At 72.1% G+C, this 12,971-nt stretch carries 12 protein-coding genes; 3 read left to right on the top strand and 9 right to left on the bottom strand.

Annotated elements, in window-relative coordinates:
- Nucleotides 1-106: 106 nt before the first annotated feature.
- From ACIGXM_RS00330 to ACIGXM_RS00315, 4 genes are all read right to left on the bottom strand, one after another.
- The gene (locus ACIGXM_RS00330; RefSeq protein ID WP_396555257.1) at nucleotides 107-1,027 is read right to left on the bottom strand and encodes an aldehyde dehydrogenase family protein; all 921 of its coding nucleotides are present in this window, start codon (nucleotides 1,025-1,027) and stop codon (nucleotides 107-109) included.
- Complete coding sequence (locus ACIGXM_RS00325; RefSeq protein WP_396555255.1) at nucleotides 1,020-2,513, bottom strand: aldehyde dehydrogenase family protein; 1,494 nt, start codon at nucleotides 2,511-2,513, stop codon at nucleotides 1,020-1,022. Before ACIGXM_RS00325 ends, ACIGXM_RS00330 begins: the two co-directional genes overlap by 8 nt.
- Nucleotides 2,514-2,518: 5 nt before the next feature.
- A complete protein-coding gene (deoC, locus tag ACIGXM_RS00320; RefSeq protein WP_396555253.1) occupies nucleotides 2,519-3,505 on the bottom strand; it encodes a deoxyribose-phosphate aldolase in 987 nt (328 codons plus the stop codon).
- Nucleotides 3,506-3,613: 108 nt separating this feature from the next.
- Entirely contained in the window at nucleotides 3,614-4,006 is a 393-nt protein-coding gene (locus tag ACIGXM_RS00315) for a nuclear transport factor 2 family protein (protein WP_396555251.1), read from the bottom strand.
- A 101-nt stretch (nucleotides 4,007-4,107) separates the two neighbouring features.
- Here ACIGXM_RS00315 and ACIGXM_RS00310 point away from each other — a divergent pair, with 101 nt between their 5' ends.
- Together ACIGXM_RS00310 and ACIGXM_RS00305 are read left to right on the top strand one after the other, a co-directional pair.
- Nucleotides 4,108-4,578, top strand: coding sequence for a MarR family winged helix-turn-helix transcriptional regulator (locus tag ACIGXM_RS00310; protein ID WP_396555249.1), 471 nt, complete (start codon nucleotides 4,108-4,110; stop codon nucleotides 4,576-4,578).
- A 290-nt stretch (nucleotides 4,579-4,868) separates the two neighbouring features.
- Nucleotides 4,869-5,105: a hypothetical protein gene (locus ACIGXM_RS00305; RefSeq protein WP_396555247.1), complete on the top strand. Its 237-nt coding sequence runs from the start codon at nucleotides 4,869-4,871 to the stop codon at nucleotides 5,103-5,105.
- A 94-nt stretch (nucleotides 5,106-5,199) separates the two neighbouring features.
- Here ACIGXM_RS00305 and ACIGXM_RS00300 read toward each other — a convergent pair whose 3' ends face one another.
- Both ACIGXM_RS00300 and ACIGXM_RS00295 read right to left on the bottom strand, forming a co-directional pair.
- On the bottom strand, nucleotides 5,200-5,811 hold the full coding sequence (locus ACIGXM_RS00300) for a hypothetical protein (protein WP_396555245.1): 612 nt from the start codon (nucleotides 5,809-5,811) through the stop codon (nucleotides 5,200-5,202).
- Between the two features lie 263 nt (nucleotides 5,812-6,074).
- Nucleotides 6,075-8,216, bottom strand: a complete 2,142-nt coding sequence (locus tag ACIGXM_RS00295; RefSeq protein ID WP_396555243.1) for a carbohydrate-binding module family 20 domain-containing protein — start codon at nucleotides 8,214-8,216, stop codon at nucleotides 6,075-6,077.
- Nucleotides 8,217-8,744: 528 nt separating this feature from the next.
- Here ACIGXM_RS00295 and ACIGXM_RS00290 point away from each other — a divergent pair.
- Entirely contained in the window at nucleotides 8,745-9,431 is a 687-nt protein-coding gene (locus tag ACIGXM_RS00290; RefSeq protein ID WP_396555241.1) for a PH domain-containing protein, read from the top strand.
- A 67-nt stretch (nucleotides 9,432-9,498) separates the two neighbouring features.
- On the opposite strand, the gene ACIGXM_RS00285 is transcribed toward ACIGXM_RS00290, so the two are convergent.
- The 3 genes from ACIGXM_RS00285 to ACIGXM_RS00275 form a co-directional block, all read right to left on the bottom strand.
- The gene (locus ACIGXM_RS00285; protein WP_396555239.1) at nucleotides 9,499-11,178 is read right to left on the bottom strand and encodes a phospho-sugar mutase; all 1,680 of its coding nucleotides are present in this window, start codon (nucleotides 11,176-11,178) and stop codon (nucleotides 9,499-9,501) included.
- A 130-nt stretch (nucleotides 11,179-11,308) separates the two neighbouring features.
- A complete protein-coding gene (locus tag ACIGXM_RS00280) occupies nucleotides 11,309-12,130 on the bottom strand; it encodes a purine-nucleoside phosphorylase (protein ID WP_396555237.1) in 822 nt (273 codons plus the stop codon).
- Between the two features lie 345 nt (nucleotides 12,131-12,475).
- Entirely contained in the window at nucleotides 12,476-12,913 is a 438-nt protein-coding gene (locus tag ACIGXM_RS00275) for a gamma-glutamylcyclotransferase (RefSeq protein ID WP_396555235.1), read from the bottom strand.
- Nucleotides 12,914-12,971: the final 58 nt, after the last annotated feature.

Raw genomic sequence — 12,971 nt, 5'->3', positions numbered from 1 at the left:
AGACACCAGTCTGACGCATCCGGGGGCGTGAGTGGAACCCGCCGGGGGGTGGACATGGGTCGGGCCCGCGCCGAGGGGGGTGGCGCGGGCCCGGGGCGGTGACGGGCTACTGGCCCATCGGGTGCCAGACCGTCTTGGTCTCCAGGAAGGCGAGCAGCCGCTCGGTGCCCGGCTGCTCGGTCCAGTCCTGGGCCGCCGGGTCGAGCGCGGGGCGCAGCACCCGCTTGAGGGTGTCGGCCGCCGCGGCCTCCAGAGCGGTCGCCGAGGCCGGTCCGTCGGCCGCGATCGCGCCCGTCAGGTCCAGCGCGTTGACGTCCTGGTGCGAGGCCAGCGTCGGCGCCAGGTCCGCGGTGCGGCCGGAGATGACGTTGACCACGCCACCCGGCAGGTCCGAGGTGGCCAGCACCTCGCCCAGCGCGAGGGCGGGCAGCGGCGCGTCGGCCGCGGCCGCGACCACCACGGTGTTGCCGGTGGCGATCGCCGGGGCGATCACCGAGACCAGGCCGAGGAACGAGTGCCCGTAGCCGGTCTGCGGGGCCACCACGCCCACCACGCCGGTCGGCTCGGGGACCGAGAGGTTGAAGAACGGCCCGGCCACCGGGTTGGCGGCACCGGCGATCTGCGCCACCTTGTCCGTCCAGCCCGCGTACCAGACCCAGCGGTCGGTCGCCTGGTCCACCAGCGCGGCGGCCTTCTTGCCGCCGATGCCCTCGGCGGCGGCCACCTCGGCGGCGAACTGCTCGCGCCGGCCCTGCAGCATCTCGGCCACCCGGTAGAGCACCTGGCCGCGGTTGTAGGCGGTGGTGCCGGACCAGCCCTTGACCGCCGCACGGGCGGCCTGGACCGCGTCGCGGGTGTCCTTGCGGGTGCCGAGCGGGGCGTTGGCCAGCCACTGGCCCTTGCTGTCGGTCACCTCGTACACCCGCCCGCTCTCGGAGCGCGGGAACTTCCCGCCGACGAACAGCTTGTAGGTCTTGCTGACCTGGATGCGCGCAGGGGCATCAAGTCGCATGGCAGTCTCAGACATCGAGGTAGGCCTCCAGACCGTGCCGGCCACCCTCGCGGCCGTAGCCCGACTCCTTGTAGCCGCCGAACGGCGAGGTCGGGTCGAACTTGTTGAAGGTGTTGGCCCAGACGACGCCGGCCCGCAGCCGGTCCGCCATCCAGAGGATCCGCGAGCCCTTCTCCGTCCAGATGCCGGCCGACAGGCCGTACTGGGTGTTGTTGGCCTTCTCCACCGCCTCGGTGGGGGTGCGGAAGGTCAGCACGGAGAGCACCGGGCCGAACACCTCCTCGCGGGCGATCCGGTGCGCCTGGCTCACGCCGGTGAAGATGGTCGGCGCGAACCAGTAGCCGGCGGACGGGAGTTGGCACTCGGGAGCCCAGCGCTCGGCGCCCTCGGCCTCGCCGGTGGCGGCCAGCTCGGTGATCCGGGCCAGCTGGGCGGCCGAGTTGATGGCACCGATGTCGGTGTTCTTGTCCAGCGGGTCGCCGAGGCGCAGGGTGGCCATCCGGTGCTTCAGCGCGTCCAGCAGCTCGTCCTGGATCGACTCCTGCACCAGCAGGCGGGAGCCCGCGCAGCAGACGTGGCCCTGGTTGAAGAAGATGCCGTTGACGATGCCCTCGACGGCCTGGTCGATCGGCGCGTCGTCGAAGACGATGTTCGCCGCCTTGCCGCCCAGCTCCAGCGACAGCTTCTTGCGGCTGCCGGCCAGCTGGCGCGCGATCGAACGGCCCACGTTGGTCGAGCCGGTGAACGCGACCTTGTTGACGTCCGGGTGCGCGGTCAGCGCGGCGCCGGTCCGGCCGTCACCGGTGACGATGTTGACGACGCCCTTGGGCAGGCCCGCCTGGCGGCAGATCTCGGCGAAGCGCAGCGCGGTCAGCGGAGTGGTCTCGGCCGGCTTGAGCACGACCGTGTTGCCGGTGGCCAGCGCCGGGGCGATCTTCCAGGCCAGCATCAGCAGCGGGAAGTTCCACGGGATGACCTGGCCGGCCACGCCCAGCGGGCGCGGGTTGCGGCCGAAGCCGGCGTAGTCCAGCTTGTCGGCCCAGCCGGCGTAGTAGAAGAAGTGCGCGGCGACCAGCGGGAGGTCGACGTCGCGGGTCTCCTTGATCGGCTTGCCGTTGTCGATCGACTCCAGCACGGCCAGCTCGCGGGAGCGCTCCTGGACGATCCGGGCGATCCGGAACAGGTACTTGGCGCGCTCGCTGCCGGGCAGCGCGGACCAGCCGGCGAAGGCGTCCCGGGCGGCCTTGACCGCGCGGTCGACGTCCTCGTCGGTGCCCTGGGCGAACTCGGCGAGCACCTGCTCGGTGGCCGGGTTGACCGTCTTGAGCGCCTCGCTGCCGCTGGAGTCGACGAACTCGCCGCCGATGAAGTGGCCGTAGGAGGTGGCGATGTCGCCGGCGGCCGCGGGGGACTCGGGCGCGGGGGCGTACTCGAAGAGGCCGCCGCTCCGCTGCGCCGGACGCTCGTCGTTCCGCTCGGTCTTCTTGGGGTTCTTGGCCATGGGGGTCAGTCCACCGTCACGTAGTCGGGACCGGAGTACCGGCCGGTGGTCAGCTTCTGACGCTGCATCAGCAGGTCGTTGAGCAGGCTGGAGGCGCCGAAGCGGAACCAGTGCGGGGTCAGCCAGTCGTCGCCCAGGGTCTCGTTGACCATCACCAGGTACTTCATGGCGTCCTTGGTGGTCTTGATGCCGCCGGCCGGCTTCACGCCGACCTGGACGCCGGTCTGAGCGCGGAAGTCGCGGACCGCCTCAAGCATCAGCAGGGTCACCGGGGGAGTGGCGTTGACCGTGACCTTGCCGGTCGAGGTCTTGATGAAGTCGGCGCCGGCCAGCATGGCCAGCCAGGAGGCGCGGCGGACGTTGTCGTACGTCTGCAGCTCGCCGGTCTCGAAGATCACCTTGAGGTGGGCCGAGCTCCCGTCGGGGCGCTCGCAGGCCTCCTTGACGGCGGTGATCTCCTGGAAGACGTCCAGGTAGCGGCCGGAGAGGAAGGCGCCGCGGTCGATCACCATGTCGATCTCGTCGGCACCGGCGGCCACCGCGTCGGCGGTGTCGGCCAGCTTGACCGGCAGTGCGGCCCGGCCGGCCGGGAAGGCGGTGGCGACCGAGGCGACCTGGATGCCGGTGCCGGCCAGCGCGGCCTTGGCGGTGGCGACCATGTCGGGGTAGACGCAGATCGCGGCGACCTGGGGGGTGCCCGGGTCGCTGGGGTCGGGGTGCTTCCCCTTGGTGCACAGGGCGCGCACCTTGCCGACCGTGTCCGCGCCCTCCAGCGTGGTCAGGTCGATCATCGAGATGGCCAGGTCGATCGCGTACGCCTTGGCGGACGTCTTGATCGAGCGGGTACCGAGGGAGGCGGCGCGGGCTTCCAGGCCGACGGCGTCGACGCCGGGCAAGCCGTGCAGGAATCGGCGGAGCGATGCCTCGGAGGCGGCGACGTCGCTCAGGCCGCCGCCCGCAGCGCCGGGGGCATTGGCTGCAACAGTGGACATAGTCACCAGAGCAGCATATCTACGCGCGTAGTCATCCGCTAGGGCAGCCCTGCTTCGATGCCGATCCGAGACCCCGGCGCCGTCCGTCGGTCGGCCGGCCGCGCTCGGTCAGCGGGCGCTGCCGAGGTTCCGGTCGGCCGCGGCGCCTTCGACCATGAGGGTGGTCTCCTCGATCCGGCGGAACCGGCCGTCGGGTGCGTACTCGCCGAAGAGGTAGACCTCCATGCGCACGACGGAGCCGTCGGTCTTGGTGGCGTTGACGGTGTGCCGGTCGGCGTACCGGTCGCCCTGGGCGAGCTCGTCGTGGACCTCGATCGAGCCGTGTGCCACCACCGAGCGCAGGTGGGCGATGTGCGTCTTGAACTCCTCGCGGTCGTCCCAGCGGCCGTCGGTGCGCTGGCGGTAGTCGGGTGCGAAGTGCCGGTCGGCGGCCTCGTCCAGGTCCAGCCCGGGTGTGAAGAGCAGGTCGGTGAGCGCGCTGCGGATGTCGGTGCGGTTCATGGTGGTCCCTCCCGGGGGCGTTCTCGGTGGAAGATGCGTGCGTCGTGCACGCATCTCGACTGTACCCCAAACGCGTGCGCTGCGCACGCTAACCTGGAGTCATGGAGACCGAAGCGGGACACGAGATCGCCGATGCGCTGGGATTCCTGCTCAAGCGCAGCACCCGGGCACGCCTCTACCAGGGCCTGACCGAGGGGCTCGGCGACGGCGTGGACGAGTTGACCTACCCGGTGCTCAGCGGGCTGGCCCGGAGCGGGCCGTGCAGCGCGGCCGAGCTGGCGTCGGAGGTGGGGCTGGACCGTTCCGGCGTGACCCGGCGCGCCTCCCGCCTGGAGGAGGCCGGCCTGGTGCGCCGTGAACCCGACCCGGCCGACCGCCGGGCGTCCCTGCTGATCCTCACCGACGAGGGCGAGCGGGTGGTGGACGTGACCAGGCGGCGCCTGGCCGCCCACATCGACGCCTCGCTGAGCGCCTGGCCCCCGGCCGAAGCCCGCTCGTTCGCCCGCCAGTTGCACCGCTTCGTCACCGAGGGCCCCTTCTCGCCCGGCCGTGCCGGCGAGGGCGCCGTCTGATCGGCCCGGGGGCGGCGGTTCGCCGTCGCCCCCGAAGGGCGGTGCGTGGTCGGTCATCGGGGCCGGGGCGGGGCGAACTCGACTCCGACGGACGGAAGTCGTGCTGGTTCACCGGGCAAGTATCCGCGGGAACGCATCCGGCGGGTGGTCACCGTGCGTCGTTGTGACGGGAGGCGCGGTTGTGGCGCCAATTCTCCGGTCGGTGGGGGAGGTTCGTGGTGACGCGCGGCGTGGTGGGGTAGACACGAGATGGGAGGGGCGGGTGGCCGTTGATCTGCTTGGGGATGGACATGTCGCGAAGTGATCGGGAACTCGAAGCCTTCATCGGGTTCTGTGCGGGCCTGGCCGCCATGTTGGTCGGGTGGCTCGCCGTTGCGGGAGTGGCGTCGATCGTCGGGGCGGGACCCGACTGGCGGCACGGCGGGTACGCGGTGATCGCCGCCGGCGGGCTGGGCTTCATGGTGATCGTCAGTCGTGGGTTGCGTGCCCGGCCGGAGGACCGGAGGTCCGACCACACCGGTGGCTGACGCCGCTGGGAGCGGTCGCCGGGGCGTCGGTGGACCGCGTAGTCGTACACGGTCCACCGACGCCCCGAGTGGCTGGTCGGTCCAGGTGCGAGACCTACTCGCAGAACTGCTTGGTCGCCAGGGCCGCTCCGTCGTCGAAGCCCTTCACGTAGTTCGGGTTCACCGTGGCGAGGCTCTGCGGCGGCTTGGCCTCGCAGTCCTTCTTGATCGCCGCGAATCCGTCCGAGAAGCCCTGCCGGTACTGGGCCTTGGCGTTCTTCTGGCCGCCCGTGGCCTGCGGCGTGCGGCCGCAGTTCACGGTGCCGTCCTTGTCGCTCTTGGCGGTGTAGCGGCCGGCATTCAGGTCGTTGACGGAGAAGGACCCGTTCGTGGTCGTCGTCACGCCGCCTCCGTTGCCGCCGGCGAACGACACCGAGTGGGCCTTGAAACCGGCACCGGCGAGGATGAACTTCGGAGCATCGGGTTTCGAGTTGGCCGTGTCCTGTGTGAGCAGACACTTCGCCTTGGCGGAGGCGAGGGCGGGCGCCTGCCCCGCCACCGGGTGCGCGGAGGCGGCCGGCCCGAGGGCCAGTGAGGACAGGACGAGCGGGGCGAGCATCGCGAGACGACAGGTGCGGATCATCGTTCTTCCTCCCAAGGCGGGAAGGAGCGCGCCGGTGCGGCGGCGGCCCTGCTGGCAGAGGCACAACGCGACGAAGGCGAGCACTGGCCGAGACGACGCAGGCACACTGAACGGGCTCAGGGCTCCGCACATCGCACCCGTGCCCGGCCCGACCGGGCGTGTGGTCTCGGGGAGGGGGCAGGTGCCCGCTGTCGCACGGCGTACGCGCGGTCACCCGTGAACCTGTGTGCTAGCCCCTCCATGCTCCGTCGCCCCGCTGGGCGTGTCCACCGGAGCCGCGGACCACCCGCTGCCGCCGCGCGTTCCGCGCGATCGACCCGACGGGGGCCGCGGCCGGCGGCGACGGCCTAGGACTGCCAGGTGTCGTTGAGGGTCGGTCCGGTCGACCCGGTGCTCGCCGAGCGGTTGGAGCCGTTCTCCCACTCGATGGTGCCGTTCGGGTCCTTCTTGAAGTACTTGTACTGGAAGGAGGTGCCGGCCGGCAGCGTCACCGCGGTGCTCCACACCGGGTACCCGGTCGACGAGAGCGGTACCGCCGTGGCGGTGTTCCAGCTCCCCAGCGCCGGGATCGACCCGCTGACGTACACGTTCTGCCCGTAGTACGTGGTCACGTTGGCGTCGAACGCCGCGCCGACCGTGGGCGTCGCGCCGTTGAAGGTGTCGGTCAGCGAGGCACTGCCGCCCGACCCCGTCGTCGCCGCGTGGTTGTTCCCGCTCTCCCAGTTCACGTTCCCGTTGGCGTCCTCGCCGAGGTACTTGTACTGGAGCGCCTCGCCCTGCGGGAGGTTGACGGTCGCCGTCCAGGTCGACCCCGACTCGGTCATCGGAATCGCCGCCGACGGAGCCCAGTTGCCCAACGCCGGGTCCGATCCGGCGAGGTAGAGCGAGCCGCCCGGGTTCGGGGTGCCGCTGACCGTGAAGGTCTCCGCGACCTGGCCGGCCGGCGCGGGCGCGGCGCCCGTGCCGACCTTCCCGTACAGCGCGACGGCGTCCTTGGCGGCCACCGACACCGTGGCGTTGCCGTTCGCGTCCACCACGACCGTCGGGCCGGTGCAACTGCCGGCCGCCGCGTTGTAGTTGCCGTGGATGACGTCGCAGTAGGTGCCGGCCGGCAGGCCGGTGGCGAAGGTCCGGGTCTGCGCGCCGGTCTCGTTGTTGATGGTGACCCAGGCCGCGTTGCCCCGGCTGAAGGCGATCAGGTTGGACCCGTCGTCGTACCAGTTGGCCACCGGCTGCCCCTGGGCGGCGTTGTGCCAGCCGACCATGTTGGAGATGCCCTGGTTGCGGTCGGTGCAGACCCAGCCGTTGGAGCAGTCGGTCGCGGTGACGTAGCCGTTGGCGTCGGCCGGCGGCGAGTCGTCGGAGTTGGTGAAGGCGAAGCCCGAGTAGACCTCCGGAGTGCCGTAGCCCCAGGCGAGTTCGAAGATGTTCGCCAGGTCGTAGGTCGAGCCGTCCTTGTAGTTGAGCGTCGAGCCGTCCCGCTCGGTGTCGTGGTTGGTCACCATGGTGGTCGACAGGTTGCTCGGCTCCAGGCCCCAACTCTGGCCGAACGTCTTCAGGTTGGCGATGTTGCCGGTGAACTGGGCCTTCAGGTCGTCGGCGAAGGTGAACTCGATCACGCTGCCGTTGGACTCGAAGGCGCTGGGCGCCAGTTGGCCGCTGCTGCCGGGGATCACCTCCTGCGAGATGTACGGACGGCTGCCCCACAGGGTGTTGTTGACCTTCGACAGGATGGCGGCCATGTCGGCCTGCGCGATGTGCTTGGCGGCGTCCATCCGGAAGCCGTCGACGCCCAGCGAGATCAGGTCGTTGAGGTAGTTCGCCTCGATGGTCCGGACGTGGTCGCTCTCGGTCATGAGGTCGGAGAGTTGGTCCAGGTCGCACTCCTGCACCTGCTGGACGTTGTTCCAGTCGTTGATGGCGAGGTTGGAGTTGGGGCAGTTGCCCGGGTAGGCGTGGAAGTCGGCGGAGGTGTAGCCGGCCGTCGGGTACGAGTACGTCTGCGCGTTGTACGTGGCGCCGCCGTACGAGTCGGTGCCGGTCTGGTTGGTGCCGGCGGTGTGGTTGAGCACGGCGTCGACGATCACCTTGACGCCCGCCTGGTGGCAGGCGGTGACCATGGCGGCGAACTGGGCCCGGTTGCCCATCCGGCTGTCCAGGTCGTACGCGACCGGCTGGTACACCTCCCACCACGGGTGGGTGGACTGGCTGAGCCGGACCGAGTCCTCCGGCGGGGCGACCTGGACGGCGCCGTAGCCCTTGGGGCCGAGCACGGTGGTGCACTCGTTGGCGACCGAGGGCCAGTTCCACTCGAAGAGGTTGGCGATCACGTCGCCGCCGTTGGGCGTGCCGACGCCCGCGTCGGCGTGGGCGGTGGCGGCCGGCAGGCCGAGCGGCAGGACGGTGCCGGCGAGCAGGGCGGCGGTGGCGGCGAGGCTGCCCGGGCGGCGTCGGGGGGTGCCGGTCCGGGCGCTGCGGAACGGTCTCATCGTGGCGGACTCCCAGGGGGCGGGCCCGGCCACGGCCGAGCACCGCCCGGACGCGCGCAGGAACTGTGGGGCTGCGGCGTCCCGTGCGACGGGCTCGGCGGGCCGGTACCGGTGGCGGAAGCGGGGCGCGGCTGCGTCCCGGGGTGGGTTCTTCCCCGTTCGGTACGGTGGCCGCCGCCCCGGGGTCCCGCCCGGTGCCACGGCCTGCCGTGAGCCGTGACCGTACGGTCGCCGGCTCCTGACGGAGGCTCACGGGTGCCGAGCCGTCCGACGCACGACGAACGGCCCGGGGGTTGGGGCCCGGGGGTCGCATCGTCGCGCGGCTAGACCTTCCCGCCCCCGGCACGGCGACGTCAAGGTTCCGACGGAAACCGTTGCCGAAAGTTTCTGCAAGTGTTTGCCGTCCCCGGTCGGGCCGGCCCTGTCGTTCGGGTACGGTCCGAGCCGGTCCGGGCGGTCGCGGTTGCGGCCGAAGTGTGACCGATGAGGCCCCTGGTCAGCGGTGGTGGATGGGGCAGAATCGGTCCCATGACCGAATCCGACGGCACGCCCCACCCCGGCAAGGCCGCCCCCGCCGAAGGGCCGAAGTACGCCGATCACGTCTTCCGCTCGAACACCGGCGTCGTCACCGGCGCCCTGCTCCTCGCGCTCGGCGCGTGGCTGGTCATCGACGCGGTGATCCACGGCACCGGCCGCACCCCCTGGGTCGCGCTGGCCGCCGCGCTGCTGTGCGCCGGACCGGTGGTCGCCTTCACCGTGCGGCCGTCGGTGCGGGCCGGCAGGCAGCGGATCGTGGTCCGCAACCCGCTGCGCACCATCACCGTGCCGTGGGCCTCGGTGGAGGGCGTGCGGGCGCGGTACTCGGCGGAGCTCACCGCCGAGGGCCGGACCTTCCAGCTCTGGGCCGTCCCGGTCTCCCTGCGCGCCCGTAACAAGGCCAACCGGCAGGCCGCCAAGGCCGCCGCCGTCCGGAAGAACGCGGAGCCGGGCAAGTGGGCCTACCAGCAGCCGCCCGCCACGCGGCACGCGGTGGCCGGCGCCCCGGACCCCACCCGGGCCTGGTCCGACCAGGTGGTCGGCCTGCTCCAGCGGAGCGCCGAGCAGAACGCGCTGCTGCCGGAGGCCAAGGGCGAGATCGCGGTGACCTGGTGCTGGTGGGTGATCGCCCCGACGGTGGCCGGCGCGGTCGCGCTGGCCGCGCTGCTGGCCGGCTGACGACGCCGGCGACGGAACGAGGAGTGGCCCCGACCCTGCCGGGTCGGGGCCACTCTGACGTCCGGGGTCAGATCCCCGCGGCCACCGCCAGGTCGCGCTTGATCGCGGCCAGCAGCTCGGCGGCGCGCTCGCGGGCGCCGGGCAGCTCGTCCGCCGAGGCGACCGGGAGGACGACCTCCAGGTAGCACTTGATCTTCGGCTCGGTGCCGGACGGGCGGACCACGATCCGCGCCGCGCGCACCGCCGGGCCGCTCAGGTAGTAGCGCAGACCGTCGGTCGGCGGCAGCTCGGCCGAGCCGGTCGCCAGGTCGTCCGCGCGGTCCACGGTCAGGCCGGCCAGCTCGGTCGGCGGCTGCTCGCGCAGCCGGCGCATCGCGGCGGAGATCAGCGAGAGGTCCTGCACCCGGGCCGAGAGCTGGTCGGTGGCGTGCAGGCCGTGGGTCAGCGCCAGCTCGTCGAGCAGGTCGGTCAGGCTCCGGCCGTCCCGCTTCAGCCCGGCCGCCAGCTCGGCGACCAGCAGGGCGGCGGTGACGCCGTCCTTGTCGCGCACGCCCGCCGGGTCGACGCAGTAGCCGAGCGCCTCCTCGTAGCCGTAGCGCAGGCCCTCGGCGCGGGAGATCCACTTGAAGCCGGTCAGCGTCTCGGCGTAGGGCAGGCCGGCCGCCTCGGCGATCCGGCCGAGCAGGGTGGAGGAGACGATCGTGGTGGCGAAGGTGCCGGCGGCCCGCTTGGCGACCAGCGCGGCGCCCAGCAGCACGCCCACCTCGTCACCGCGCAGCATCCGCCAGCCGGCCGGGGCGGTGGCGTCCGGCACGGCCACCGCGCAGCGGTCGGCGTCCGGGTCGTTGGCGATCACCAGGTCCGGGCCGTGCTCGGCCGCGGTGGCGAAGGCCAGGTCCATCGCGCCCGGCTCCTCCGGGTTGGGGAAGGCCACGGTCGGGAAGTCCGGGTCCGGCTCGGCCTGCGCGGCGACCACGGTCGGGGCGGCGAAGCCGGCCTGCTTGAACGCGGCCACCAGGACGTCCCGGCCGACCCCGTGCAGCGGGGTGTAGACCACGTCGAGGTCGCGCGGACCGCCCTCCTCGACCACGGTGACGGCGCGGGCCAGGTAGGCGTCGATGACGTCCTGGCCGAGCACCTGCCAGCCCTCGGCGGCCAGCGGGACGTCGGCCAGCGAGGCGATCGCGTCGATCTCGGCGGCGATCCCGGCGTCGGCCGGCGGGACGATCTGCGAGCCGTCGCCCAGGTAGACCTTGTAGCCGTTGTCCCGCGGCGGGTTGTGGCTGGCGGTGACCATCACGCCGGCCGCGGCGCCCAGGTGGCGGATGGCGAAGGCCAGCACCGGGGTGGGGAGCGGGTGCGGCAGCAGCGCGGCGCGCAGGCCGGCGCCGACCATCACGGCGGCGGTGTCGCGGGCGAAGTCGTACGACTTGTGCCGGGCGTCGTAGCCGACCACCACCAGGTCGCCGGCGTTCTGCGCGCGCAGGTAGCCGGCCAGGCCGGCGGCGGCGCGGATGACCACCGCGCGGTTCATCCGCATCGGGCCGGCGCCGAGCTCACCGCGCAGGCCCGCGGTGCCGAACTGGAGGCGGTCGGCGAACCGCTCGGCCAGCTCGGCCAGGGCCGCGTCGCCCGCCGGGGCCTCGGCGGTGGCCAGCAGCGCGGCCAGCTCCTCGCGGGTCTCCGGGTCGGGGTCCTCGGCCAGCCACTGGTGGGCCCGGGTGAGGAAGTCGGGGGTGCTTGCCATCTGCTGCCTACTCCGGTTGAGGGTCGGGGTGGAGAGTCGGGGTGGAGAACGGTGGGGAACACCGAGAACGGGGCTGCCCACAGCGCCGCGGCACTGTGGGCAGCCCCCGAGCTTCAGGAAGCCCCGTGGGTCAGATCCGCTCGAGGACCTTCGCCAGCAGCGCGCCCATGCGCTCGGCGGAGGCCTTGCCGGCCTCCAGCACCTCTTCGTGGTTGAGCGGCTCGCCGGTGATACCGGCGGCCAGGTTGGTCACCAGGGAGATGCCCAGCACCTCGGCGCCGGCCTCGCGGGCGGCGATCGCCTCCAGGGTGGTCGACATGCCGACCAGCTCGCCACCGAGCACCCGGGCCATGTTGACCTCGGCCGGGGTCTCGTAGTGCGGGCCGCGGAACTGGACGTAGACGGCCTCGTCCAGGCTCGGGTCGACCTCGCGGCAGAGCGCGCGCAGCCGCTTCGAGTAGAGGTCGGTGAGGTCGACGAAGTTGGCGCCGACGATCGGGGAGTCCGCGGTCAGGTTGATGTGGTCGCTGATCAGCACCGGCTGACCGGGCTCCCAGCCCTGGCGCAGGCCACCGCAGCCGTTGGTCAGCACGATGGTCTGGCAGCCGGCGGCCACGGCGGTGCGCACACCGTGCACCACGGTGGCCACGCCGTGGCCCTCGTAGTAGTGGTTGCGACCGAGGAAGATCAGCGCGAGCTTGTCGCCGATCCGCACCGAGCGGATCTTGCCGGCGTGGCCGGCGACGGCGGGGGCGGGGAAGCCCGGCAGATCGGTGACCGGGAATTCGGCCAGCGTCTCGCCCAGGGCGTCGGCCGCCGGCACCCAGCCGGAGCCCATCACCAGGGCGACGTCGTGGCGCTCGGCACCGGTCAGCTCGCGCAGGCGGGCAGCGGCGGCCTGAGCGGCGGCATAGGGGTCGGCGGACACGGCGGTCTCAGGAGATGCGTTCACATCCGCGAGGATAGACAAGAAATTCCTACGCGCGTAGACATAACGGCCAGGCCTTGCCGGATTGTTACCCGGAACACCCGGAACCAGGGGTTCTGTCCTGGTCTGTCCATCCGCCGACTGAGATGAAACCGGCTGGTCAGCAGGTGGTCAGGGGCTGTTCACGCGGTTCTGTGCGTGTGCACGCTCCGGCGTGTCCGGCGGGGTGTGCGAGCGAGCGGTTCTGTGTGTGCGCACGCTTCGATCTGTTCACATGATCCTGTGCGTGTGCACGCTTCGAGGTGTTGGAGTGGTCCTGTGCGCGTACACGCTTCGACGTGCTCGCGCCATCCCGTGCGTGTACACGCGTCAGCACGGCCGGTGGCGCAGGTCCAGTACATAGTCGTCGGGCGCGCCGGCGCTCTCCGCGGCGTCCGCGATCAGGCCCAGGTATCGGGCGGCGGGTAGGCCGCCCTCGTAGTCGTTCAGCACGTAGGTCCAGACCGGGATGTCGCCGTCCAGTGTGTGCGCACGCAACCGGATCTTGCGGTAGATGCCGAGCTGCAGGCCCTCCCAGCGGTCCAGGCCCTCCTCGTCCATCGGCGCCACGTCGTAGAGCGAGACGAAGACCTGCTCCTTCTCGTCCTCCACCACGGTGGCCAGCGAGCCCTCCCAGCCGAGCTGCTCGCCGCCGAAGGTCAGTCGCCAGCCGTCCAGCCAGCCGGTGCCGCGCAGTGGTGAGTGCGGGGCGCGCCGGCTCATCTGCCGGGCATCGAGGTTCGTGGCGTACGCGGCGTAGAGCGACATGGGCGTCAGCCTACGGGAGTCGGCGGCCGGCGCTCGGGGACGGGGTGTGCCGCTGGTC

The organism is Kitasatospora sp. NPDC052896, from assembly GCF_044547075.1.
In the GTDB taxonomy this organism is placed as follows: domain Bacteria; phylum Actinomycetota; class Actinomycetes; order Streptomycetales; family Streptomycetaceae; genus Kitasatospora.
Note: the sequence above shows the minus strand (reverse complement) of the source record. Positions and strands in the feature narration are given on the sequence as shown.